The organism is Desulfosporosinus sp. BICA1-9, from assembly GCF_000802135.1.
Window position 1 is genome coordinate 1 of record NZ_JUEE01000039.1, and the last position, 25,819, is coordinate 25,819.

A 25,819-nucleotide genomic window follows, 5' to 3' on the forward strand; every position below is an offset into this window, starting at 1 on the left:
ATACGTGGGCAAAAACGGGTTGAGATCTACCTTCGCCTCGTTGATTTAAGCCGCTTAATTATGGGGATGATCCACCACGCCCAGGAATACTTAGTTCCTAAAGGACGAAGTCAAGAGTTGCGACGCCTTGCTGAAGAAGCTATTTATGACCGAAAATTCGTTCTTCTTCGCACAGCTTAAGCACCAGAGCATCCTAAAAGCAAGTCTTGGAATCCAACCCCAGATGGAACCAAGGAAGTACTATATCCTTTTTTAGGGTGTTTTTTCGCGACGTATCCTTTTTCAGTATCGAGAAGTCTTTCGGGAGCTTTAGGAGGAGTATAAACTTCTAAACGAGTGACACGCTTGTTCGCTTGCAGGGTTTGTTTTTGCCTGTTCCTGCTTTTTTGTAACAACCACTGATAGGAGCAACACTAATTCGATTGAAGACATAATGATAAGTTATGATTTTCAGGCAGGGACGTATTACCAAGAATACAAAAAAGATCCATCATTAAAAGACAAATATTGCTCATATCTAGCAAATGTTATCAATGATTTTGGTCATTATAAAACTTTATTGGAAGTAGGGGTTGGAGAAGGAACCACATTAGGGCCATTGCTTCAATGTTTAAATAACAAGCCTGATAAAGCCTATGGATTTGATCTTTCTTGGTCCAGAATAAAATATGCTAATAAATTTCTCGAAGAACTAGGAATTAGAAATGTTGAATTATTTACAGGAAACTTATTTGCTACTCCACTAAAGGATAATTCGATTGATATAGTTTACACTTCCCATTCGATTGAACCTAACGGAGGAAAAGAAAAGGAGGCATTAATTGAGTTATATCGCATAACTAATAAGTATTTAGTTATGCTGGAACCTTCCTATGAATTTGCTTCTATCCAGGCTAAAGAAAGAATGTTAAGTCACGGGTATGTGACAAAACTATTTTCCACGGCAGTAGAACTTGGTTTCAATGTTATCGAACATAGATTATTTGAAATATCGTCCAATCCGTTAAATCCGACAGGGTTAACTATTATTAAAAAAGAGTTTAATTCAGAGTCCTTAAATCCTCTATGTTGTCCTTTGACAAAGACAGATCTTATCCATAGGAATAACGCTTACTTTTCGGAGGAAAGCCTTTTAGCCTATCCGATAATCGATGGCATACCATGTTTGATGGCGGAAAGTGCTATTGTTGCTACCAAGTTTATAGAATAAGGTTTGTGATTAAAGGGATAAACTGAAAATAAGACTCAATAAGCAAAAAGCCAGTTACTGGAATATCATAGATTGTATCTATTTTATAAAGATATTTATGGAGGATTTATGAAAAAATACAAAACTGAGCAGGAAAGATTTTGGGCTGGTCAATTTGGTGACGAGTATATTAAGAGAAACGACAACGAAGCAATAATCGCCAGTAATATTGCCATGTTTTCTAAAATACTGGATGGCATTAAAAATGTTGAGTCAGTGATCGAGTTTGGAGCTAATATCGGCTTAAATTTGATAGCCGTAAAAAGTCTTCTTCCTAATACTGAAATCTCTGCTATTGAAATTAATCAAAAGGCAGTCTTAGAGTTGCAGCAACTAAGTGAGAAAATAACGATCTATCATAAATCAATACTCGATTTCATACCTGAATATAAACGGGATTTTGTATTGATTAAAGGTGTGTTAATTCATTTAGACCCAAACTGTCTTCAAGATGTATACGATAAACTTTATCAAACAAGCAATCGTTATATCTGTATTGCAGAATATTATAATCCAGTTCCTGTAGAAATTTCGTATCGAGGACATGAGGGGAAACTTTTTAAAAGGGATTATGCTGGGGAAATGCTCGAAAAATTCAAGGATTTAAGTTTAATAAAATACGGGTTTGCCTATCATAGAGATCCTTCATTTCCTCAAGATGATCTAACTTGGTTTCTATTTGAGAAAAAGTGACTTATATGCTTTTTGGTTCATTCTGATTTTAATTAAAACATGTTGTTTTTGGGGAGTTTTGAATATGAGTTCTAAGATGAAGGTTGGAATTATCGTCCAGGCTCGGATGACGTCAACACGGTTACCAGGAAAAGTGCTTAGGCCTGTGCTGGGTAAGCCACTTTTAGAATATCAGATAGAACGGCTTCAGCGGGTTCGTCGCGCGGATGAACTTATTATCGCAACAACGACCAAGGACACGGATCAGCCGATTGTCGATTTAGCTGAACGGTTGGGAATTAAGGTCTTTCGAGGACCAGAAGAGGATGTACTATCACGGTATTTCTATGCGGCTCAGGAAAATGATTTAGATGTCGTTGTTCGTATCACTTCAGATTGCCCACTCATAGATCCGGTGGTGATTGACCGCGTTATTAGTGCATTTCTAGATAAAACGGTCAACAGTGACTATGTTTCGAATTGCTTGACCAGAACGTTTCCCAGGGGGATGGAAACCGAGGTCTTCCCGTTCGGTCTCCTAGAAACGGTGTATCGGGAAGCGATTGAGAAGTCATGCCGTGAACACGTCACCCCGTTTATTTATGAAGATTGCCAGAGATTTAGCCTATTGAACGTTGCCTTTCAGCGTGATGAAAGCCAACAACGGTGGACGGTGGACACTCCAGAGGATTTTGAACTGATAGAGCGAATTATTGCAACACTCTATCCGATCAATCCCTTATTCGAATTGGAAGATGTCTTGGCTCTAATGAGCGCTAATCCAAACTGGTTAGAGATCAATTCTCACATCGAACAGAAGAAGGTACGCTAAATCGATCATCTCATGAGAAAAAGAGCTGATGAAATTGTTAATACTTATTCGTGCAGATGCTTCACAATCGATTGGTAGCGGCCATATCATGCGCTGTCTGACGTTCGCAGAACGACTATTAGTACGGGGTGGAGAAGTAGTTTTCGTATGCAGGGATCTCCCTGGCAACCTGTCTGAATATATTAGAAGTCAGGGTTTTGAGGTGCATCTTCTTCCCTTGGATGAAGCCTGTGACTTAGCCTTGAGAAGACCAGAGCAAGTATGGTCGAAAACCAGGTCAGAAGCAGATGCAGAGCAGACGATGGGAGTTCTAAAGAAGTATGGGAGAAGGATTGACTGGTTAATCGTCGATCATTATGGTATTGATCATCATTGGCAATCGCTTTTGAGGGGGGGAGTAGGCCATACCCTGGTGATTGATGATTTGGCCAATCGGCGTCATGACTGTGATGTCCTATTGGATCAGAATTACTATCACAATGCGGCGGATCGTTATCACGGATTGGTTCCTAAGGACTGCTCTTTATTTCTTGGGCCCCAATACCTTTTATTAAGAAACGAATTTTACAAAGCTCGGGAAGACATGAAAATCAGGACGGGCGAGGTTTACAACATCTTGGTGTTTTATGGGGGAGCGGACGCGACGAATGAGACTGAAAAGTGTCTAACCGGATTAATGGATTACCTAGGCTCAACGATAGAAATTCATGTGGTAACCGGTCAGTCTAATCCAAACAAAGATAGAATTAAGGACATTTGCACTTCAAGGCGGAACCTATCTTATCATTGTCAAGTTTCAAATATCGCTGAACTTATGAACAAAGCAGACCTAGCCTTTGGAGCGGGGGGCGCTACCACTTGGGAGAGATGTTTTCTGGGTCTACCTTCCGTCGTGACGGTAACAGCGGAAAACCAAATGGAAACAACTCAGGCAGTGTCTGAACTGGGCGCAATCTGGAATCTTGGCTGGTACGAGAAGGTCAATGTCAACGCGTTAGTTAAAGTTGCAGAGAGATTTTTAATGGAACCCAATAAATTAGAAGGCATGCAAAAGAAGGCTCTTGATTTAGTGGGAGTTAGAGGTTCCTCAGGCATAGAGCAGTTGGTCGAGGCCATATCTCAGAGAAGAGTGAACTAAAGCATCGTGAATTTAATTGTTGAGCATAATTATCGATTGCGATAAAGGAGGTAGGTACAGATGCTCAAACTGGTTGAAATTGAAGAATCAGATCTAGAAACACTGATGCACTGGCGAATGCTACCTGAGGTAACAAACTATATGTTCACCGAACCTCAGTTAACTATGGAAATGCAAAACAAATGGTTTGATGCCATTAGTCATGATCCAACCTGTAGATACTGGATCGTTAAACTTGAAAATACGAAGATCGGGAGCGTCTACCTAACAACTATCGATTTTCAAAACAGTCGGTGTTCGTGGGGATACTATATTGATCCCTCAATAAGAGGTCGTGGTTATGGAAAACTTTTAGAGTACAATATCTTTGATTTTGTTTTCAATGAATTGGGATTAAATAAGCTAACGAGCGAGGTTCTGGCCTTTAACGAAAGAGTCGTTAAACTCAAAGCAAAGTGCGGCTCCCAAATTGAAGGAGTATTGAGAGAGCATATAAAAAAAGGAAACACATATCACGATGTTGTGGTCATGGGGATTTTAAGAGATGAGTGGCTGGAGCGCAGAACTAAGATCGATTACAATAAGATTCACATAGAATGCAGTAGTAACTGAATTCGAAAGTGGGAATGTTATTATGCCTTATGTCATAGCTGCAAGCCGACCTGGATATGAGCAGATTACTCATCAGATAGCTCAGCTCACGGGTGACGAATGTCATTTGATCGATAAGCAAGAGAACTTAAATTTGAACGTGTTAAGAGAACTTAATCCGACTTACGTGTTTCTTCCACATTGGTCTTATATAGTTCCTAAAGACGTGTATGAAGCCTATGAATGCATCATATTTCATATGACAGATTTGCCATTTGGTAGAGGGGGAAGCCCACTGCAAAACTTGATATCGAGGGGGATCTATGAGACTAAAGTTTCGGCTCTTCGATGTAGTGAAGGCATAGATACCGGACCAATCTATGTCAAGCGAAATCTTTCCTTATACGGATCTGCGGAGGAAATATATCTCAGAGCAGCCAAAATTATTAAAGAAATGATCTTTTTTATTATAGAAAATTCACCGCTTCCTAGAGGACAAGAAGGTGAAGTCGTTCATTTTAAGAGACGCCATCCAGAAGAAAGTAATATTGACGAGCTCGAAAGCTTAGAGAAAGTCTGTGATTATATACGAATGCTTGATGCAGAAGGATATCCCTACGCATTCTTTGAGACAAAGCACCTGCGAATGGAATTTCGAAGAGCATCCTTGAAACAAGATTGTATTCACGCGGATGTGATAATAACCATAAAAGAGGATAAATAAATGAACAACAAGGTTATAGTTGTAGTGGCGCATCCGGACGACGAAGTATTAGGTTGTGGAGCAACTATCGCTAAACACGTCGAGAATGGTGACGAGGTTCATATCCTTATTCTTGCTGAAGGCCAAACGAGTAGAGATGTGCAGAGAGATCGAAATAAAAACTCTGAGGTGCTTAATTATCTATCTATAGCTGCTCAAGAAGCGGCTAAAGTTTTAGGAGTTGCCACTGTGACACTAAAAGACTTCCCAGATAACCGGATGGATTCAGTCGATTTGTTAGACGTTGTAAAAGTAGTTGAAGACTTCATAAAACTTCATCAGCCAAATATTCTCTATACTCATCACTATGGTGACCTGAATATCGATCATCGAATCACGAATCAAGCAGTAATAACCGCAGCCAGGCCTGTTCCGGGATCATCTATCAAAACGATTCTCTTCTTTGAAATCCCTTCGAGTACGGAGTGGCAAGCCTCTAGTTCCAGTTTGCAATTTACTCCGAATTGGTTTGTCAATATTACAGACAATCTTGATAAAAAGATTGAAGCTTTAAAGAAATATGAGCATGAGATGCGGAGCTGGCCTTTCCCTAGATCACTCGATGCAGTGGGCTACTTAGCGAAGTGGAGGGGATCTTGCATCGGGACTGAGGCAGCAGAGGCTTTTATGCTAGGGAGAAATATTAACTAAAGAGGTGTCCTGATGTTAACTTTAAAGATTGCTGGAACGAAAATTGGCAAAGAATACAAGCCGTTTATTATAGCAGAGATGTCGGGTAACCATAATCAGTCGCTGGAGAGGGCTTTGGCAATTGTGGACGCTGCAGCTAAAGCTGGTGCACATGCCTTAAAATTACAAACATATACAGCAGACACTATGACATTGGATATAGATGAGGGTGCGTTCCATATCGATAATCCAGAAAACCTTTGGCGGGGCAACTCTCTCTACAAACTTTATCAACAGGCTTATACTCCCTGGGAATGGCATAAACCAATTTTTGATCGGTGTAAAGAGCTAGGACTCATTGGTTTTAGCACCCCATTTGATGAGACGGCTGTTGAATTTCTAGAATCGCTGGGCGTACCTTGTTATAAGGTCGCATCCTTTGAGAACACGGATCTCCCCCTGATCCGCAAGGTGGCGTCTACAGGGAAACCTATGATTATTTCGACAGGCATGGCAACAGTGGCCGAGCTGGATGAAACGGTTAGAGTGGCGAAGGAGAGTGGGTGTTTGAATGTCATTTTATTAAAGTGCACAAGTACCTATCCTGCCACTTCAGATAACACTAATATTTTAACGATACCCCACATGCGGGAGCTGTTTGAGTGTGAGGTAGGGTTATCGGACCATACGATGGGACTCGGAGTCGCGGTAGCGAGTGTCGCTCTGGGTGCAACGATAATTGAGAAACATTTCACCTTATCTAGGTCCGATGGAGGGGTGGATTCCGCTTTCTCTATGGAACCATTCGAAATGCGACAACTGGTTAATGAAACTGAATGTGCCTGGCAGGCCCTAGGTACGGTGGCGTACGGAGCAACAGAAAAAGAGATGGCGTCATTTAAGTATAGGCGATCTTTGTATATTGTGGCGGATATGCAGGCCGGGGATATATTGACTCATGACAATTTAAAGTCGATAAGACCAGGTTTTGGACTCCCTCCAAAGTATTTAGATATTTTAATTGGTAAGCGGGTTAATCAAGTTATTTCTAAAGGGACACCAGTAAGCTGGGATATAATATAAGCTGGTAACTGATATTACCTATGTCTCAACCGATGAAGGATGGCTGTATGTGGCTGGAGTAATGGACTATGTAACATAATAAGCATAAGCGCACACGCGAGGAGATGAATGCATACCATAGAGTAGTCTCACTAATGCTAGGCCACGAGGGCCCTCAGTCATCATAACAATATTTTGGAAAACGTGCTTCACCAATGGTTTTGCAATCAATTTTTGTAGACAGTGAAATCAATTAATGATGCCCTAATTAAGGAGAATATAATTGGAGGCTGAATTATGGATTGGTATTCAATCTACGGACTTCATGCAATTATCAGAGAATATGCTAGCTGCCCATCGACGCTACCGATTTTTTGTCGATTTCAACACGGATGGGACCCTATCCCAAAGCCTGACCCATATGATGCTCAAACTGATAAACCGCTGATGTTAGTTTGGAATAAAACACGTCTAAAAATATGGAATGAAGGAAGTAGTATTCCTGCAGCTATTGTTGGTGCACCTTTTGTACACTATCGAAAATCAAGGCAAATTGAGAAGGATATAGCTGCTAACGGTACAATAGCCTTTCCTGCACATTCTCAGCCAACAATTGACGCAGTATTCGATATTGATGGGTATTGTGAACAACTGAAAAGTCTTCCCATCGAGTTTCATCCGATAACGATATGTTTACATCTTCATGATTTAGAAAGAAAGAAGGACGTAATTTACAAAAAACACGGGTTCAATGTTGTAACCGCCGGGCAAAACTGGGTGCTAGGATTTGAATATGTAGAAAAATTTTACGAAATTCTTAGAAGTCACAAATTTGCAACGTCTAATCAAGTAGGCTCATATACTTTTTATGCTGTAGAAATGGGTATTCCCTTTTTTATTTTTGGGGAGTCACCCAATCTGGAGAATAGTGGAGAGCCACTTATGCCCTCTAAATATAGTTATACAGACTATCAAATCGGTGCTTTTGCAACAAATTTGTTCCAAGGTCCCACACAAGTCATTAGTGAAGAGCAAAAGAAGTTTGTGGAAGATGAATTAGGCGTCCATGACTGCCTGTCCGGAGTTGAACTAAGGGAATTGTTGATTGAAAGCAATCATCGGGCGATCGAAGCGTATCAGGAATTTTTGGAGACAGGACAGGGTAAGGTTGAAGACAAACTTTCTACTTGTAAAAAACTTGTTGAATATTTTCAGGATTCAGGAGAAGAGGAAAAACAGCTTAAATATATCTTAAAATCCTTTGAATATGCCGCCCCCAGTACTGAGTTTTGTTGTCACTTAGGTTTGTACTTCCAGAATAAAAAGGAATATGAGCAGGGAATTTTTTGGTATAAATTAGCAACACAACTAGAAAAGCATGTTAGCAGCAGGTTGATGTGGTTACCGCATATTCAGTTGTGTGTTTGCTATGATCACTTAGGTAAACATGAGCTGGCCTATGAGCATAATGAGATTGCTAGGAAATATTCTCCCGACAACAACCAGATTTTGCATAATAAACGATATTTAGAACGTGTGTTGGGTATTGGATCTACCGAATAGAAAGAGACTCTCAAAAAAAATTAGATAGCATTAAAAACGATTATTATCAAATTTATAAAGGTGGCAAAAAGATGAAAGCAATTAGTAGACCGACCTTTATTGATTACTCTAAGTTTGATTTGAACCGAACAAAGCTTGAAGCTAAATACGGTCTTCCTTCAGAACTAAAGTATTGCCGAAGCTGTGTAATATCAAATCAGCGCCCTAATTCTACAGTTGAATATCAACACACCAAGAACTCCAAGAAAGAGACAATACATTTTAATGAGGAAGAGGTTTGTGATGCATGCGCTTTTGCAGAATCCAAAAATAAAATTATTAATTGGAAGCAACGTGATCAAGAACTAATTGATCTATGTAACAAATATCGGAAAAATGACGGCTCTTACGACTGCCTTGTTCCTGGATCTGGCGGCAAAGATAGCTTTTACGCTGCTCATATTCTAAAATATAAATATGGAATGCACCCACTTACAGTAACTTGGGCGCCTCACATTTATACACCTTGGGGATGGCATAATTTTCAGGCATGGTTGAACGCTGGCTTTGATAATTTCTTGTGTACACCAAATCCTCGAACACATCGTTTGCTAACAAGACTCGCGGTAGAGAATCTTTTTCACCCGTTTCAACCTTTTATTTTTGGGCAGAAATCTCTTGCACCTAAGATGGCTTTATTACACGATATAAAATTAGTATTTTACGGTGAAAATGAGGCTGAGTATGGTAATCCTATATCCGATACTTCTACAGCTAAAAGAAATTGGAAGTATTTTACTGCAGAGAACAAAAGCGAAGTTTATCTCGGTGGAGTATCTTTAGAAGCCTTAGATAGTAATTTTGGAGTTGAGCCCGTAGAGCTAATTCCATATATTCCTGCTAATCCCGATGAATTAGAGCGAAAAAAGGTCGAGGTACACTATCTCGGATATTATTTAAGATGGCATCCCCAAGAGTGTTATTATTACGCTGTTGAGAATGGCGGTTTTAAGCCGTCACCTGAACGTACTGTTGGCACTTACAGTAAGTATAACAGTATTGATGATAAGATTGACGATTTCCATTACTATACAACCTATATTAAATTTGGGATCGGACGGGCAACCTACGATGCTGCACAAGAAATTAGAAATGCAGAGATTACACGGGAGGAAGGGGTAGCCCTAGTAAAAAAATTTGACGGAGAGTTTCCTGAACGTTTTGCTGAGGAAATCTTTAAGTATTTAAGTATTCCTGAAAAGGATTTTCCGGTAGCATTTAAGATGTTTGAACAACCAATTGTTGATAGGGATTATTTTATGGCACTTGCTGACAAGTTTAGATCCCCTCATCTATGGAAACGCGAAAACGGAAGTTGGAAATTACGATACCCAATTTACGAAGAGCGAAGTGTGGACTATGACTAATATTAGATTAATAGCGAGATTAGACGTAAAAGGACCTAACTTAGTTAAAGGGGTACAACTCGAGGGGCTTAGAAAAATCGGAGACCCAAATGTTTTCGCCAAAGAGTATTATGATCAGGGAATAGACGAACTAATTTATATAGATATTGTTGCAAGTTTATATGAAAGAAATAATTTATTGGAGATAGTGCGTCGCACAACAAAGGACGTTTTTATCCCGCTCACAGTTGGTGGAGGTATTCGTTCGGTAGAAAATGTAAGAGATGTATTACGGGCCGGGGCTGATAAAGTAGCTATCAATACAGCCGCAATAAAACGCCCTGAATTGATCCGCGAGATCTCAAAAAGGTTTGGCTCTCAGTGTATGGTCTTATCTATCGAAGCAAAAAAGGTTAGTGAAGGTAAATGGGAAGCTTATTACGATAATGGTAGAGAAAAGACAGGGATTGATGTTATTGAATGGGCTAAAAGAGGTTATAAACTTGGAGCCGGTGAAATACTCTTGACTTCAGTCGATATGGAGGGTACAGCAAAAGGATTTGATGTAGACCTTGTCAGGGCTATGTCGAATACTGTTTCCATACCAGTCATTGCTAGTGGTGGTATGGGTAATATACAAGATTTGATTAACGTTATTAACGATGGCTGTGCAGATGCCGTGGCAATGGCTCATGTCCTGCATTATAAAAAATTTACGGTACAGGAAGTTCGTGAAAAGGCTGTCTCTTGCAATGTAAACGTAAGGAGATTGAAACTATGGTCAAGATAACGTTGGTAGACCATGGAATAGGAAATATTCTTAGTGTACAAAGAGCTTTTGAATATTGTGGTGCTCAAGTGATGATCTCAGATAACCCTCAATATATTAAAAACGCAGACTACCTGGTTTTGCCAGGCGTAGGTGCTTTTGCTGACGGAATGAGGGGATTGTCTGAACGTGGTCTTGTAGAGGCAATTATTGACTTTGCTTCTAAAGAAAGACCTTTCCTAGGTATCTGTTTGGGAATGCAAATGATGATGGAGAAAAGTGAAGAATTTGGACTACATGAAGGCTTAGGTTTGATACCCGGACGTGTTGTTAGAATACCAGATCAAGATGTTCACGGATTTAGACAAAAAATACCTCACATTGGCTGGAACTCGTTAGAGTTACCTAGGGAAAAAGAAAACTGGAATGGAACGATTCTTGAGGATATTGAAATCGGCGAGACAGTTTACTTTGTACATTCCTTTACTGCGGCACCCGAAAATTTAGCGAATCGATTAGCAGATACGTATTATAATGGACAACTTATTTCCGCATCAGTACAATCTGGTTCCCTCTACGGTTGTCAATTTCATCCGGAAAAAAGCGGGGTCACGGGATTGAAGATTATAAATAACTTTATTAAACAGAAGGTTGAGCCATAGTGATTTATTTCATATTGAACTGCGGCATGAAGTTATTTATTACTGACTTGATTAAGGCATTTAGCTGTTGAATTCAGTTAAACGCCTTAATAGCATGACTTTCTAAGCTCATCGTTTCGGAGGATTATTCTACGGAAAGGATAGCGTGCTTGTGATTTGCACCACTGATGCGACCGAACAATTACATTATTACATTTTTAAGTTATGAAGGTACTCTGCCAGAGAAAAATCATAGAGGGTATCAATATCAATGGATCTTTCTTTCGGCATTACGTAGGCAAAAGAATTTCCATCATAGATATTCTGTGTTCTTAAAAAATATGATGTACTTACAGCATATATTGCCCCATTAATTCTAAAGAAAGTAGGCAACTCCTGTCTGGTTTTAGCCATGATTTCTGATCGGACAAAACCCTTAAGAGATTTATTTTCTGGCAATGTATTGTACCACAAGGGAGAATGGTCAGCCTCACACACTGACACTACTGAATCTGCATTAGTAAGTACCATTTGTTTAATTACATTAATAATATCTCTAGTAGTTCGTAATGGTGATGTTGGCTGCAATACTACAAAGATATCATACTCTTTGCCTATTGTATGGTATTGCTCAAGAGCCTCCCTTACACAATCCCATGTCGAAGCAGAATCTGAAGCCAGCTCATCCGATCTTAAAAATGGTACATTTGCCCCATATTGTATCGCAATACTAGCATATTCCTGTGAATCAGTTGAAAGGAATATTTCATCAAATATTCCTGCCTCCTGAGCCTGAATTATACTATAGGCAATTAAGGGCTTCCCATTAAGAATGCGTATATTCTTGTCAGGTAATCCCTTAGAACCGCTGCGCGCAGGAATGATGGCGATAATTCGATGATCATAGAACATTGCCTTATCCCCTCACATCATAAAAGCTCTTTTTAAGGTTTATCTTGTCATTATCCAGAAAATCCTTGATTAGTGCTACAATTTTCTCAGAGGTTTTCCCATTGCCATAGGGATTTACCTGATTAGCAATTCCCTGCAAAAACTGCTGTGACCTTGCCTTATTAATACTCTTGATTATAGCGCGCTTTTCCGCTTCACAAGTAATGACTGATTTTGCACAAATCCTGCCTTTTTGCCTGTCTCCGATATTGATCGTGGGTTTTTTAAAGCTTGGGGTTTCAATGATTCCGCTGGAGGAATTGCCGATGACCATTGCACAATATTTCATTGCAGAAAGGTAACGCAAAACACCCATAGATGTAAAGGCAATCGCATTTCCTTTTTTCTTACAGTAGGTATCTATTTTGTTATTTATTGCCCGACCATTTGCATCAGCATTAGCTTTTGTAAAGATATAATTCAACCCACTGGTCTCGTCAAGAGCAGATAAAAGTTCTTCAATTTGCTTTATCGCAGTATTTCTTTCCAATGTTACCGGATGAAAGGTTACAAGGGCGTATGGACTATTCAAATCAAAGTCTATGATTCGGGCCAGCTCATCTTTGGCCATAAGGGGCATACTTAAAATGTTTTCCACACCTGTTGCACCAACATTGAAAACCCGGTCCGGTGCTTCCCCCATATTTATAATACGCTGTCTGTATTGCTCAGTAGAAGTAAAGTGCAAATAACTCATTTTCGTAATAGAGTGACGAAAAAACTCATCTACCGCCCCCACTGTTGTTTCCCCACCGTGAAGATGCGCAATGGGAATACAGGCAACTGCAGCAGCTGTAGCAGCAGCAAATATTTCAAATCGATCTCCTAACACGACTACCATATCAGGTTGATTCTTTTCAAAGTACTCTGCAAAACCAATAACTCCGATCCCAAGAGCCTTGGACATAGCTTTATTTGAATCATCATTTTGCAAAACATCAATTTTAGCATTTACTGAAATACCATCCGCTTCTATTTCCTGATAAGTAAGTCCAAAGTCTTCAGACAAGTGTGTACCCGTTGCCACAATTTTTAATTCAAAACTATTAGTAGCTATAAGTTGCTTTATAATAGGGCTTAAAAGACCATACTCAGCTCGAGAACCTGTCACTATACAAATTGATTTTTTCATAAATCGATCAACTCATCCTCGCAAAAATCACGCATTGCGCTCATGCCTAGTACCTCAAACCATTTCATAGGAGAAATCCCATTACCGGGACGTTTAACAGTCAAATTATCTTGAGTAAAGATTTCACCTTTAACGATATTTCGCCTGGCGACAATGCTTTTCCGAGCTACTTCTTTATTCATTATTTCGGATACTGATGGTTGTTTTATGCCATCTCCTAAAGCGACTTCAATATTCCTGATAGATGTCACCATGGCTTTGAGCTCCTGCGGATCAAGGCTTGCCTTGTGATCCGGACCCACCAGACTTTTATTAAGCGTAAAGTGCTTTTCAATTACTGTAGCTCCTAACGCTATAGCTGCAATAGGAGCTTCAATCCCTAATGTATGATCTGAATAACCAACTGCTAAGCCAAATCGTTCCTTTAAAGTAAGCATCGCCTTGAGGTTGGCGTCCTCAAAAGGAGTAGGGTACTGAGTATTACAGTGCAGCAGAGTCATCGTTCCTACACCATTATCCCGGAGCACCTCTAATGCCAAACCCACCTCATCTAAATCACTCATCCCCGTTGACATTATCACTGGCTTGCCGGTGCTTGCGATTTTCATCAGGTACGGCAGGTTAGTTATCTCTCCTGACGGTACCTTATAGATAGGCATTTCAAGACTTTCTAAAAAATCTATGCTATCGAAATCAAAGGCTGTGGAAAGAAACAATATTCCCTTTTCTTCACAATACTTTTTAAGGTCCTTAAAATCGTCATAAGATAGCTCTAGCTTCTTAAGCATTTCTAGCTGACTTTCATCAGTCTCAGAAACTTGTTTTTGATAATCTGCTTTTTGCGCAACTTTTGAGACAAGATGTTCTGCTTTAAAAGTTTGAAATTTTACTGCATTTGCACCTGCGCTTTTTGCGGCGTCAATTAATTCTTTAGCTATGCTTACATCGCCGTTGTGGTTTACTCCAGCCTCGGCTATTATAAAAATGTTACTCATTTATTTCTCACTACTTTACACGGGTTACCATAAGCAATAACCTTACTTGGCACATCATAGACAACAATACTTCCAGCTCCTATGATGCTGTCATCGCCAATAGTTACACCTTGGATAACCGTAGAATTTGCGCCAACATGTGTACTGGCGCCTATTTTAACGTCACCGCATATAACAGCACCTGGCCCAATATGTGTGAATTCATTAATACAACAACCATGCTCTATAATAGCGCCGGTATTTACGATCGCCATGTCTCTTATAGTGCTCTTGGCATTTACTACCGTGTTCTTTCCTATATAAATACCCGCGCCAAGCCATACATCACTTCCGATATTTGAAGAATTATCGATGATCGCAGGTAAGATAAAACCTTTACTCTTAAGCATAAAATATAGTTTTTCTCTCAAAGCAGTGTTGCCAATACTTCCAACTGTAATAAAAGCATACTTAACCCCGCTATCAAATATTGAATTTAATATGGCATCATTTCCTAAAATCTTATAGCCTAATACTTCCTCATCGACAACATAGCCCAATTCAGTAATTCCAACGATTTCGAATTCCTGATTTGATTGGATGCTATTGATGACACTGAGTGCATGACCACCTGCACCTACAAGAACAATTTTTTTCACGCATTCACACTCCCAATTCCTTCCTCATTCTCTCCAACTCTTCAAGTTGCCCCATATCGAGCCAGCACCCTTCGCTAACAGGGAAAACTCCAACCTTTTCTCCCAGGCTTTTTTGCTGCTCAATTATATCTGTGAACCCGATTGCTTTATCATCCTCAAGTTTATTTACAATGTCTGCTTCCACAACATAAAAGCCAGTATTGGTCAGAAATGAATACTCGGGCTTTTCTATCATAGAAGCTATTTCACCATTGTTTATCATGTTAATGATTCCATAAGGAATAGTGAGATGCTTATAAGCTGCTACTATCGTAATCATATTTCCGTTTTGCTTATGAAAATCATATATTTCCTTATAATTAGCTCTAATGAGAATATCGCAATTAGTCATAAAAAAGGTAGATTCCAGTTTCCCTTTCAGCAGGCTAAGCCCACCACCTGTACCCAACTTTATCTCCTCATTATGAAATTCAATTTTATAATCCTTTTCAACTTCGCTAAAATAAGCCTTGATCATATTTTTTTTGTGGTTTACGATCAAATGAAACTCGTTGCATTCATACTTCATAAAATGATTAATGATATGCTCAGTTATGGGTATTTCGCCAATAGGAATGAGTGGCTTCGGTAATATTTTAGTATACGGATAGAGCCTCGTCCCCAATCCACCCGCCATGATTACTACAGGTGCACCAACAGAAAGTTTACGTCCAATCTCGTAATCTTTGAGAAAAGCGATGGATTGTATTTCGAGCGTTTCATTCACAATCGGCAAAGATAAAATTGACCATTTCTTCATTAGTTCTTGAGCATTATCCTTATCTTTTTCAAATATAAATTTTGGATTATAATTGGCAATTTCTTTTACTCTATCTTCTAACTTTCCTCCGCGCAGTAAATGCCTTCGAATATCTCCATCAGTAATAATTGCTTTCAATATATTGTTCTCAGCAACCAGCAATATTTGATTGGCTGTTGCATCTATCTGTTTCATGGCTTCCAGAACACTTTGATCTTCTGTGATAAATAATATCTCTATATTCAATATTCCCACCCCTTTTATTATATGAACGCAATAATAAAATGGAGCCGGAATTATGGATAATGATGGTAAAAAAGTAAATAACTTGCAATAAAACTCTGGATTACTCAGAGAGTTAAAATTCTGGTGATACGGAGGTAGAGGAGTGCATCGAAATTATGTCTCAACGTTCCGAGCGCAGGTCTTTAAATATCAAGGAACGCAGTGAAGTGGTACTTTAGTGGCGAACATGTACCTTGGAAAAGGGAGGAAATTACGAAATAGCATTAATTTTATTAATAACCTTATACACATTTTCAACGGACAGATTGCTACTACAAGGAAGATTGACAATGCGGTTAAAATAATCATGCGCCTTCTCGATCAGATAAGCTTGGGCATGTAAATAAGGTTTTTGTTCATGAATAAGCCCCCATATAGGACGAGTTTGAATATTTTCATTAGCTAAACTTTTAATTATCTTCATACGAGAATATTTGTCTAAATTCAATATATATAGGGAAAAGAACCAATAGTTTGGTCTTATATCGTCTCGAAAATCCAATATCTTCAAACCGTTTATTTTATCATTTATACTGCTTTTGTATATTCTATAGTTTTCTTTCTTTACAGATATAAAGTACTCAAGCTGCTCCAGTTGGGCAACTCCCAGTGCTGCCTGGAGGTTGGTTAATCTATAATTATAGCCAACCTCTTTATGTATGAAGTTAACGGCATCATCCTTAGCCTGTGTAGACAGATATTTGGCTCTTTTCATAATGCCTGTATCACTAGAGACTATCATTCCCCCGCCGCCGGTCGTAATTATTTTATTGCCATTAAAAGAATACACTCCTATATCGGCAATTGTCCCAGCATGTTTACCTTTATACCTACCCTCCAGGTAGTAGGTTCCTAATGCCTCAGTGGCATCCTCAATTACTTTAAGGTTATACTCCTTAGCGATATCCATGGCCGCTGACATATCTGCCATGTTGCCAAAAACATGCACCACCACTATCGCTTTTATATGTCTTCCTGTAGACTTGTTAATTAATTTATTATCAATAAAATTACATTCCGCTTGGCAGAACTGCTTCAACTTAGCCATATCCATGCATAAAGAATCATCACAATCCATAAAAACAGGATAGGCCTGTAAATATTTCACTGGATTTACTGAAGCTATAAATGTCAGAGTTGGCACTATTACCTCATGATCCTTTTCCACACCCGCTAAAATTAAGGCTAAATGTAAGCCGGCAGTCCCGCTCTGACAGGCAACTGCTGATTTCACGTTTAAATAATCAGCTAATTCCGTTTCAAAGCGGGCTATGTATGCCCCGCCAGTCGATACCCATTCCTTTTCAATCGCATCTGATACATATTTCAGTTCGTTACCTTTTAGGTTAGGTACTGATAACGGTATGAATTTATTCATAAGATCACTTCCTAATAGTTGCTAAAGGTTATAAATATCTGCTTTATATCTGCTTAAATTCTCCCTAAGAAATGCTATAGTCTCTGCAAGACCCTCTTTTAAACTGTACTTTGGCTCCCACGCAGTAAGTTGTCTAATTAGTTTATTTGAACCTAATAACCTGTTCACCTCGCTTTTTTCTGGACGAACTCTTTGCTCGTCACAGTTTATCCTAGCCTGAGGATTAATCTGATCAACTAATTCCTGGGCCAGCTGACCGATTGAGATCTCCTGCTGGGACGCTATGTTAATCTCCTGACCTACGGTTTTATCCGACTTGGCTATGTCGATAAAACCCTGGGCAGTATCTTTTACATAATTAAAATCTCGAGTTGGTGTAAGTGAACCTAGCTTTATTTCCGTCATTCCCGATAAAAGCTGAATAATAACTGTCGGAATCACTGCTCTAGCCGATTGACGCGGGCCATAGGTGTTAAACGGACGTACTATGGTAATGGGCATTTCGAAACTGCGATAAAAGCTCTCTGCTAATCTGTCAGCCCCGATTTTTGTAGCCGAATATGGAGATTGCCCTTGAAAGGGGTGCAACTCATCGATGGGTACATACTGGGCAGTGCCATAGACCTCTGAGGTAGAGGTTACCAGGACTCTTTTAGTTTTCAAATCTCTAGCTGCCTGCAGCACATTCAACGTACCTTTAATATTAGTATCAACGTAGGAATCAGGCGAATGATAGCTAAATGGAATTGCTATAAGGGCAGCAAGATGGAAAACCTCATCCACCCCATTCATGGCAGTTCTTACTCCATTGGGATCTCGAATATCCCCTGCAAATATTTCTATTTCAGCTAACAGCTCTTTGGGGAACGTATCAAGCCATCCCCAGTTACCAAATGAGTTATAATAAACAAAAGCTTTTACTTTTTCACCTCTCTTGATAAGTTGTTCTACAAGATGGCTTCCAATAAATCCATCAGCACCGGTAACAAGAATTTTTTTCATAGCGTTCCCCCTCAATAAATATATGAATTAAATCAAGTTTACTAAATCAATCAATTTCAACCTTAGATATGATGGATGTAATTACCCTTTTTCGCACCCTTTATTGTTATATTACAAATATAGGTAATATTTTTCGACTGAACAATAGACTTCCCTCATGATACGTTATGTTATTCTTTTCAGCTTATCAGGGGGGAATTGCTATGGAGTTTGGAACATATTATTCTCATCCCACAGCCCATATTCCGTAATTAACAAACTCCTATCATTTATTTATCATATGCATTGTTTTTAAATAAGTTCTATGGCATTGGGTATACCCAACTGAAAGCATCCACACCAATAAAAATGTTGAAAATTCATTACTCAAAGGTGAATTCAACTCCGATAACACCTCAGTACTTAATGGAAAATAATGTATGGTGATGCGCAACCTAAAAATCATCATTGAGGAAATAATGAAAAAAAAAGGCCGAGCACGTAACTCGACCCCGTTTTTCTGCCTTTTCACTGGGTAGAAAGAACCAGTTTTCCAAATTTCAAGAGATCCGCTAGGTTCTTCTCGATAATTCCTTGTACAATTCCTAAGTTAACAGTCTGATAATTGTGGACTGCGATATTGCGGAATCCAACCATCGCTTTGAGTTTTAGTGCGAGCTGTTCGTCGATAATTCCAACTTGCTGTAAAAAATCAAAGGCATCCCGACTTGACTGCGGAATACCTAGGCTCTTCGAAGCCACTAGATGCATTGCTAGATCAATGCTTGCTTCACAAGCTCGTTGGATATTGAGGATGATTGAATCTTGCTTAGTATAATTCTCCAAGTTCGAAAAATTCCCCTGGTACTCTTCTTGAATGCGACGGATACAACGTTCGATAATCGCGACTTTGTTGAAGACAACATCATCCACCATATACCCTCCCCCTAACAGAAATATTCCTGAGGATTTCTGCTCTTTCTTCATTAAGTAAGGCATACTCTTTGAGAGTCCGTATCTGAAAATCGGCCAGTTCTTTTGGGTCGTTGGAATAAATTACTTGTCCTGAACCAAGAATTTGTGCCTTGAAGACTGTTGATGCTTGCCTTAAATCAACTAGATCAATTTCCCGGCCTACCTCTGAAACGAGTGCCTGAGCTAAGAGATAAAGATCATAAGACTTAAATTCTTGGGCACTGATAAAAGCAATATCAATATCGCTATCTTCCCGAAAATAACCCTTCACCGAAGAACCAAAAAGAATTATAGTATAAGGCTTTAATTCCTGTACAAGATAGTCTCTCACTATACTTACTATGTTATCAGCGATACTCAACCTATTTACCTCCCTGCATTTTACGCTGAGATTAGATTCACAATATTCCAGTATTTTCTATTTAATTATATCATAAAAATAGGTTGTCTTCCACCTTATAAAAGCAGGCACTAGTTCCATGGGATTCCCGAACAAAAACGGGTTGTGACGAAACTGGAAAACCAGTTTTCGTCACAACCCGTTTTTTGAATATTACCTAAGGCTTATCAAGAAAGCTTCTACTTGATCTGCGGTGCGTTGCCAAGTCCAAGCTTGTGCAAAACGATGGCCTGCGGCGGCTAGACGCTGGCGTTCGGTATCCTGTGTCAATAGGCGATAGATCGCTGTGCTTAGCTGGTCGATGTCACTAGGGGGAACTAACAAACAGTTTTCACCGCTTCTAACGTAATCACGAACTCCACCACAATCAGTGGTCACTACGGCTGTACCGCAAGCCATTGCCTCAAGGGGTGGCAGGCCGAACGCTTCAAAGTAAGAGGTGTAAACAAAGAGGTCTGCCACTGCATAGAGCTGAGCAAGTTCTTGATCTGTTGTCGAGGTTTTAAGCCGACAAGGCACAGGGCTTGCAAACAGGGCGTTCTCTGGAATTGAAACGGTTAAGTCAAAATTAACCTGATCTTTTAAACGGGTTACGACTTTTAAAAAGTCTTCGCCTCCTTTCCAGGTATACCCAGAAACAGCGTCGCGCATGATGTAAAAAATATTCTTGCGGCCTGTTTGCTCAGATGGTTTAGGATAAGGATGAAACGTCGAAGTGTCTACTCCACCAGAAATGACCGTACTTTCTAGGCCCGTTTCTTGGCGTATGAGTTGGCGGTGCCACTCCGATATAGACATGATTGGAGCGCCAATCAGATAGGTCTGCTTAGCAGTTACCGAATCAGGAACCCAAAGGGGTTCATACCCAAGACTAAGGCGTACTACCCGGCCTTTTTGAGATTCCCAGGCTGGCCTAACCGTTAAATAGAAATTAGGGAGTATAAAATCAGCTGAAGGGATGGAGGATGGAGTTAACTCTTTTACTCGTCTTAGTTTGGTACGCAATGGCCAGACTTGAACTCCTTTTTCGGGCATAACAACTTCAATATCATGCCCTTTATCAGCTAGGGCATTAGCTAGGTGATAAATAAAACGGGCCCCCCCGCCCATTTCTAAACTAAGAACAGGAAACACGATCTTCATGGTTTGTCCTCCCTTTGCTTTACGGTACTACATATTATGCGTTCAAGTAGGCAATTTGTGTATCAGATGGTACTTTAGGGAAAATTTTGAATACCATAATAAAGAAAGAATTAACATGGGAAGGATGTTCAGCCAGTGACAGTCAATGTCGTAAATCATAAAGATTTCCTCGATACGATTAATGGACTCCTGTCGGATTCCCGTACGGTTCTAGATATTGGCTGCGGAGTCGGTGAGACTCTCAAAGATCTTAGTTGCCCTATAAAAATTGGGCTTGATGCTCATCGACCATACTTAGAGCATGCTAAGTATGGTGAACAGTTTATAAAAATTAATTTTACGGCAGAGCGCGTGAGCGAGCTATTTCTGCCAAAGTCCCTAGATAGTGTGACGCTGATTGATGTCATTGAGCATTTTGAAAAAGGGGTTGCCTGGGATGTCTTGCGCCAAGTAGAAGAGATCGCTGCCAAAAAGGTGATTGTCTTTACTCCCAGAGGTTTTTTTCAACAGCTAGAGGTTGATCATTACGGTTTAGGGGGAGAAAGCCTACAACGGCATCGATCGGGATGGGAGGTTGAGGATTTCCAAAAGCACGGTTACAATATTTTTATTTTCAGTAAGTTCCACGATCAAAAAAATTTAGCGTTCTTGAAAGTCTATGGTAAAGACGCTGAGCCCATCGATGCCCTTTTAGCTTGGAAGGATTGCTGTCTATAAGGTACGAGCTAACTTCAAAAGGTAGGCTTCTAGTTTATCGGCTGATTGCCGCCAAGTCCAAGACTGGGCGAAGTTTCGGCCGACTTGTGCAAGTTGATTCCGTGCATTTTGTTGAGTTAATAGATGAGCTAGTACAAGGGTCAGTTGTTGGATATCACTGGGGGGAACGAGTAAACAGTTCTCTCCGTTTTTTGTATAATCGCGGTTACCGCCATTATCGGTGGTTACGACCGCTGTACCACAGGCCATGGCTTCTAATGGTGGCATTGAAAAAGCTTCGAAATAGGAAGTCGACACAAAAATATCTGCCTGGGCATAGAATCGGGCCATCTCACTGTCAGAATGGGCCTTCACTATCTCATAGGGCAGGGGTGCAGGGTAATGTGCCCCTTCTGTAGCGACAACCTGAACGTCAAAGGCAGGAACCAACTGAGCTAAACGCTGGCAGGCTTCCCAAAAGTCCTCGGCACCTTTCCAAGTATAGCCATGTTCCTTGGAACGTAGGATATAAGCAATTGAAAGGCGACCAGTAGATAGAGATTTTTTGGGGTAGGGACAAAAAACCGTGGAGTCTACGCCCCCAGGGATTACGGTGCTATTTCGCCCAGTTCCTTGTAAAATTAATTGACGATGCCATTGAGATATGGCAATGATAGGAGCATTTATAAGGTAAGAATCCAAAGCTTTTTTTTCTTCAATCCATAAAGGCTCATACCCCAGGCTAAGTCGAACGACTCGGCCTTTTTTTGATTCCCAGGCAGGAAAAACAGTCGGATAGAAATTTGGAAGTATGAAATCCGCAGGCGGCATTGTATCAGGAGTAAGTTCTTTAACCCGGGTAATTTTTGCCCGTACTGGCCAAGCCACAGAGGCGTTTTCAGGGAGCACGATTTCCACGCTGTGTCCTTTATCCACCATTTCATTGGCTAACTGATAAATAAAGCGTGTCCCCCCAGTTTCCAAACTTACCACTGGAATAACTAGTTTCATAGTTTAGCCCTCCTAAATGATACCGTAATTTGTTGTCTTTTCAGTGTATGTTGCGAGCGGCATCGAGGTGGCAATATTTTACATATTAATCTAATATTACATGATAATTTCTGGGAAAAGCATACCTCTGTTGTGTCAACAAGGCGTGGACTTCCATAACTTATAGTGATGAGTTAGGGGAAGGGATGGATCCAAAAAATGAAGATTTGTGTCGTGGGTTTGGGTAATATCGGCTTTAATCTTTTCACTTACCTTAGTCATAAATTTCCGGGAGAGGTCATCGGCGTGGATGTGAACGAGAGTAGGGTCAGCGAATTACGAAGCAAGGGTTATAGGGTGACCTCGGATTATCGGGCATTAACTGGGATAAAGGTTTGGTTAATGGCTCCTTCCACAGGTAATCAGGGACAAAACCTATTTGCTGCTTTAAAGCAAATGATCATCTTTCCAGGCTCTTTGATCTCCATTGAATCAACGTTGCCCCCAGGAACTATGAGGCGCGTGCGTGAATTTTTAGAAGGAAAAGGGTTTGAGTTAGGAACTGATATTTTCGTGATCCATGTTCCCCATAGGGTAATGTTTGGTGTCGACAAAACTGTTTGTGATACCCCGCGGGTAATGGGAGCCTTTACAAAAGCCTGCTTAGAAAAAGGACGTCAATTTTATGTTCCATTGGTTCCCCTTCTAGTGGAAGTTTCTGACGTCCGGATAGCGGAGTTATCTAAGGTGGTTGAAAATGTCAAGCGCTACATTGATATAGCCTTTGCTCAGGAGATTTATGGCTATTGTGTTACCCAAGGAATGGATTATGACGATCTAAGAATGGCTGTCAATAGTAAGAGTAACGTCGAGCTGCTAGGTACTGACTGGGGTATTGGTGGAGAGTGTCTGCCTAAGGACATGAGTTTCTTGCGAACAGTTTGTCCCTCCACTTTGTTGGAAGGGGCTGAACAAGCGGATCAGGACTATCGAGATCGAATCGTGAACCAGGTGGGCAGTGGTAAAGAGGTCTTGGTCAGAGGTTTGAGCTATAAAACAGGAGTGAAGGATCTTAAGCATAGTAGAGGGGTTGATTTGGTCAGAGCTTTAGAGGCAACCGGAAATACTGTCTGGGTTGAAGATCCCTTATTTTCGTCGGCTGAGCTAAGTGGAGCGGGCTTTAACTCCATTAATGAGGTTGATCAGGATCAAGTAGTAGATCGGTTAGTACTGGATCGACAAAAGGCCTTAGACATTAAATAAAGGGTCACAGATCAACTGAGAAACTGTCAGCAAAAATTCAAACGATTCTTGTGGCTTAAAAGAGTGGAAAAAGGAGCAGATACGATGGCCAAAATTTTAGTAACGGGTAGTAAAGGAACCCTAGGTTCGCGATTAGTAGAAGTACTTCAATATAGAGGACATGATGTATGGGAAGTTGATTTGCAACATCATCTCGGGGAGAAGTATATTAGGGCGGACATCTCTGAGTATCGTCAGTTAGAACGTGTTTTTGAGCAAAACTATGATTATGTCTTTCATTTAGCTGCAGAATTTGGCCGTATTAATGGAGAACATTATTATGACACATTATGGAAAACAAACGTAATCGGAACCCGTAATATTTTGGAATGGCAATTAAAAAAAGGATTTAAACTGATCTTTACAAGCTCCTCTGAAATTTACGGAGAAGCAGCAGAACCCTTGTTAACAGAGGATTTACCATTAAAAAAGACAATTATTCAGCATAATGACTATGCTTTAACCAAGTGGGCTAATGAGGTTCAGGTGATCAACTTCGAAAAGAAATATGAATCTCCGATCGTAAGACTGCGCTTATTCAATGCTTACGGTCCGGGGGAGTACTATCACTCTTACCGTAGTGTTGTTTGTCTCTTTATCTATCGAGCGCTAAGGGGTATTCCTTATGAGGTTTATGAAGGCTACTACCGTGTCTTTATGTATGTCGATGATTTAATCCCGACTATAGCCAATGTGGCAAAAAACTTCAAGCCAGGTGAGGTGTATAACATCGGGGGAACGGAATATCGCAGCGTCAAAGATTTAAGTGAATTAGTGCTCAACTATACGGAGGGTGATCCGAAATTAGTAAAGTATCTTCCCGAAGACAAACACAATACAGTCAGCAAACGACCGGATATTGGCAAAGCAAGGGCTGATCTGGGTCATGAACCTAAGGTGCTGCTAGAAGAAGGATTGCCCATTACCGTAGAGTGGATGAAAATGATTTATCGTAGTTCGTAGTTCGTAGTTCCAATTTCGAACATCGATTACGCCCCTGGATAATTTCAACTTACTTCAGATGGAATAAGCCTCCATCTGAAGTAAGTTTCCTATATCCTATGGCTAACCGCCACTAGTCGTGGTTCGTAGTTCGAATATCGATTATGTAAGGAGGGGCCCCTAATGCTAATGCCTACAGTCAGTGTCGTTATCCCCACGTACAATCACGCCCGGTATCTTCCTTATGCGCTTGACAGTGTCATCGATCAGAACTATCCAAATCTGGAGGTTTTCGTCATTGATGATGGTTCCACCGATGGAACAGCCGAACTCGTGAAGCCATATCGTTCAAAAATTAACTATGTCTATAAGGGAAATGGGGGAACACCCAGCGCGTTAAATCTTGGGCTATCTCTTGTAACGGGTAAGTACGTTTGCTGGTTAAGTGCAGATGACGTACTAATTGGTGATAAGGTGTCTAAACAGGTGGGATTGATGGAACGTGATCCGAGTCTCGGTTTTAGCTACACGAGCTTTGTGGTGATTGATGCCAACGGCGTAAAGCAATATGAGGTTAATTCACCATATTTCCCCAACAAGAAGGAAATGGTGAAGAAGCTCATGGAGGGCTGCTTTATTAACGGGTCTTCCGTGATGATGAGAAGTTCTGCATTAAAGATAATAGGATATTTCGACGTAAATCTGCCCCAAGCCCATGACTATGATTTGTGGTTTCGCTTTCTTCGGCATTATTCTTGCGGATTTTTAGAGGAACCTCTGTTGGCTTATCGTTGGCACGGTGAAAATATGAGTCAAAATCCCAACGAAGCATGTTCTCTGATTGTAAAAGAGAGAGCCAAACGGCTATTTCCTGAGTGTTTAAATTAAACCCAAGCGTTGGGAGAGAGGAATGATGG

General features: G+C 40.3%; 28 protein-coding genes. 17 read left to right on the forward strand and 11 right to left on the reverse strand.

Annotation, left to right across the window (positions count from 1 at the left end; translation table 11 throughout):
• The 13 genes from JL57_RS04870 to hisH all read left to right on the forward strand — a co-directional run.
• Positions 1-180: hypothetical protein (locus JL57_RS04870; RefSeq protein ID WP_034140940.1), on the forward strand; the 180-nt coding region annotated here is incomplete at its 5' end.
• Between the two features lie 253 nt (positions 181-433).
• Positions 434-1,210 carry a methyltransferase domain-containing protein gene (locus JL57_RS04875; protein WP_291299718.1) on the forward strand — a complete coding sequence of 259 codons (777 nt, stop codon included), beginning with the start codon at positions 434-436 and terminating at the stop codon, positions 1,208-1,210.
• 108 nt (positions 1,211-1,318) lie between these two features.
• The gene (locus JL57_RS04880; RefSeq protein ID WP_034140941.1) at positions 1,319-1,942 is read left to right on the forward strand and encodes a pseudaminic acid biosynthesis-associated methylase; all 624 of its coding nucleotides are present in this window, start codon (positions 1,319-1,321) and stop codon (positions 1,940-1,942) included.
• A 64-nt stretch (positions 1,943-2,006) separates the two neighbouring features.
• Positions 2,007-2,753, forward strand: a complete 747-nt coding sequence (locus JL57_RS04885; protein ID WP_291299719.1) for a glycosyltransferase family protein — start codon at positions 2,007-2,009, stop codon at positions 2,751-2,753.
• 28 nt (positions 2,754-2,781) lie between these two features.
• Positions 2,782-3,891, forward strand: coding sequence for a UDP-2,4-diacetamido-2,4,6-trideoxy-beta-L-altropyranose hydrolase (pseG, locus tag JL57_RS04890; protein ID WP_291299720.1), 1,110 nt, complete (start codon positions 2,782-2,784; stop codon positions 3,889-3,891).
• A gap of 60 nt (positions 3,892-3,951) precedes the next feature.
• Complete coding sequence (gene pseH, locus JL57_RS04895; protein ID WP_034140942.1) at positions 3,952-4,503, forward strand: UDP-4-amino-4,6-dideoxy-N-acetyl-beta-L-altrosamine N-acetyltransferase; 552 nt, start codon at positions 3,952-3,954, stop codon at positions 4,501-4,503.
• Between the two features lie 22 nt (positions 4,504-4,525).
• Positions 4,526-5,206 (forward strand): formyltransferase family protein, encoded by a 681-nt coding sequence (locus JL57_RS04900; RefSeq protein WP_034140943.1) that lies wholly within the window; start codon positions 4,526-4,528, stop codon positions 5,204-5,206.
• Entirely contained in the window at positions 5,207-5,896 is a 690-nt protein-coding gene (locus JL57_RS04905; RefSeq protein WP_034140944.1) for a PIG-L deacetylase family protein, read from the forward strand.
• 12 nt (positions 5,897-5,908) lie between these two features.
• Positions 5,909-6,958, forward strand: coding sequence for a pseudaminic acid synthase (gene pseI / locus JL57_RS04910; protein WP_034140945.1), 1,050 nt, complete (start codon positions 5,909-5,911; stop codon positions 6,956-6,958).
• A 276-nt stretch (positions 6,959-7,234) separates the two neighbouring features.
• On the forward strand, positions 7,235-8,500 hold the full coding sequence (locus JL57_RS33530; RefSeq protein ID WP_291299721.1) for a lipopolysaccharide assembly protein LapB: 1,266 nt from the start codon (positions 7,235-7,237) through the stop codon (positions 8,498-8,500).
• 71 nt (positions 8,501-8,571) lie between these two features.
• Positions 8,572-9,906 (forward strand): N-acetyl sugar amidotransferase, encoded by a 1,335-nt coding sequence (locus JL57_RS04920; protein WP_034140946.1) that lies wholly within the window; start codon positions 8,572-8,574, stop codon positions 9,904-9,906.
• A complete protein-coding gene (locus JL57_RS04925; RefSeq protein ID WP_034140947.1) occupies positions 9,899-10,675 on the forward strand; it encodes an imidazole glycerol phosphate synthase subunit HisF in 777 nt (258 codons plus the stop codon). Before JL57_RS04920 ends, JL57_RS04925 begins: the two co-directional genes overlap by 8 nt.
• Positions 10,663-11,316, forward strand: a complete 654-nt coding sequence (gene hisH, locus JL57_RS04930) for an imidazole glycerol phosphate synthase subunit HisH (protein WP_034140948.1) — start codon at positions 10,663-10,665, stop codon at positions 11,314-11,316. Before JL57_RS04925 ends, hisH begins: the two co-directional genes overlap by 13 nt.
• A gap of 189 nt (positions 11,317-11,505) precedes the next feature.
• On the opposite strand, the gene JL57_RS04935 is transcribed toward hisH, so the two are convergent.
• The 10 genes from JL57_RS04935 to JL57_RS04980 form a co-directional block, all read right to left on the reverse strand.
• A complete protein-coding gene (locus JL57_RS04935) occupies positions 11,506-12,207 on the reverse strand; it encodes a cytidylyltransferase domain-containing protein (protein ID WP_034140949.1) in 702 nt (233 codons plus the stop codon).
• Between the two features lie 4 nt (positions 12,208-12,211).
• Complete coding sequence (gene neuC, locus JL57_RS04940; protein ID WP_034140950.1) at positions 12,212-13,378, reverse strand: UDP-N-acetylglucosamine 2-epimerase; 1,167 nt, start codon at positions 13,376-13,378, stop codon at positions 12,212-12,214.
• A complete protein-coding gene (gene neuB / locus JL57_RS04945) occupies positions 13,375-14,373 on the reverse strand; it encodes an N-acetylneuraminate synthase (protein ID WP_034140951.1) in 999 nt (332 codons plus the stop codon). The genes neuC and neuB overlap by 4 nt, the downstream gene beginning before the upstream one ends.
• Positions 14,370-15,011 carry a NeuD/PglB/VioB family sugar acetyltransferase gene (locus tag JL57_RS04950; protein ID WP_034140952.1) on the reverse strand — a complete coding sequence of 214 codons (642 nt, stop codon included), beginning with the start codon at positions 15,009-15,011 and terminating at the stop codon, positions 14,370-14,372. The genes neuB and JL57_RS04950 overlap by 4 nt, the downstream gene beginning before the upstream one ends.
• Positions 15,012-15,015: 4 nt before the next feature.
• Positions 15,016-16,056, reverse strand: a complete 1,041-nt coding sequence (locus JL57_RS04955; RefSeq protein ID WP_034140953.1) for a sugar phosphate nucleotidyltransferase — start codon at positions 16,054-16,056, stop codon at positions 15,016-15,018.
• 250 nt (positions 16,057-16,306) lie between these two features.
• A complete protein-coding gene (locus JL57_RS04960; protein ID WP_034140954.1) occupies positions 16,307-17,473 on the reverse strand; it encodes a LegC family aminotransferase in 1,167 nt (388 codons plus the stop codon).
• Positions 17,474-17,494: 21 nt separating this feature from the next.
• Positions 17,495-18,475 carry an NAD-dependent 4,6-dehydratase LegB gene (locus tag JL57_RS04965; RefSeq protein ID WP_034140955.1) on the reverse strand — a complete coding sequence of 327 codons (981 nt, stop codon included), beginning with the start codon at positions 18,473-18,475 and terminating at the stop codon, positions 17,495-17,497.
• Positions 18,476-18,982: 507 nt separating this feature from the next.
• On the reverse strand, positions 18,983-19,390 hold the full coding sequence (locus JL57_RS04970; RefSeq protein WP_034140956.1) for a type VII toxin-antitoxin system HepT family RNase toxin: 408 nt from the start codon (positions 19,388-19,390) through the stop codon (positions 18,983-18,985).
• Entirely contained in the window at positions 19,380-19,790 is a 411-nt protein-coding gene (locus tag JL57_RS04975) for a type VII toxin-antitoxin system MntA family adenylyltransferase antitoxin (protein WP_034140957.1), read from the reverse strand. The genes JL57_RS04970 and JL57_RS04975 overlap by 11 nt, the downstream gene beginning before the upstream one ends.
• A 192-nt stretch (positions 19,791-19,982) precedes the next feature.
• On the reverse strand, positions 19,983-20,972 hold the full coding sequence (locus JL57_RS04980) for a glycosyltransferase family 4 protein (RefSeq protein WP_034140958.1): 990 nt from the start codon (positions 20,970-20,972) through the stop codon (positions 19,983-19,985).
• A 135-nt stretch (positions 20,973-21,107) separates the two neighbouring features.
• Between JL57_RS04980 and JL57_RS04985 the strand changes: the two genes are divergently transcribed.
• Positions 21,108-21,689 carry a bifunctional 2-polyprenyl-6-hydroxyphenol methylase/3-demethylubiquinol 3-O-methyltransferase UbiG gene (locus JL57_RS04985; RefSeq protein WP_034140959.1) on the forward strand — a complete coding sequence of 194 codons (582 nt, stop codon included), beginning with the start codon at positions 21,108-21,110 and terminating at the stop codon, positions 21,687-21,689.
• Here JL57_RS04985 and JL57_RS04990 read toward each other — a convergent pair.
• Positions 21,684-22,679, reverse strand: coding sequence for a glycosyltransferase family 4 protein (locus tag JL57_RS04990; protein WP_034140960.1), 996 nt, complete (start codon positions 22,677-22,679; stop codon positions 21,684-21,686). The genes JL57_RS04985 and JL57_RS04990 overlap by 6 nt on opposite strands.
• Positions 22,680-22,877: 198 nt before the next feature.
• On the opposite strand from JL57_RS04990, the gene JL57_RS04995 reads away from it, so the two are divergent.
• The 3 genes from JL57_RS04995 (at position 22,878) to JL57_RS05005 (ending at position 25,790) form a co-directional block, all read left to right on the forward strand.
• Entirely contained in the window at positions 22,878-23,921 is a 1,044-nt protein-coding gene (locus JL57_RS04995) for an NAD-binding protein (protein ID WP_034140961.1), read from the forward strand.
• An 84-nt stretch (positions 23,922-24,005) separates the two neighbouring features.
• A complete protein-coding gene (locus JL57_RS05000; RefSeq protein ID WP_034140962.1) occupies positions 24,006-24,923 on the forward strand; it encodes an NAD(P)-dependent oxidoreductase in 918 nt (305 codons plus the stop codon).
• 162 nt (positions 24,924-25,085) lie between these two features.
• Complete coding sequence (locus JL57_RS05005; RefSeq protein WP_034140963.1) at positions 25,086-25,790, forward strand: glycosyltransferase; 705 nt, start codon at positions 25,086-25,088, stop codon at positions 25,788-25,790.
• Positions 25,791-25,819 lie beyond the last annotated feature (29 nt).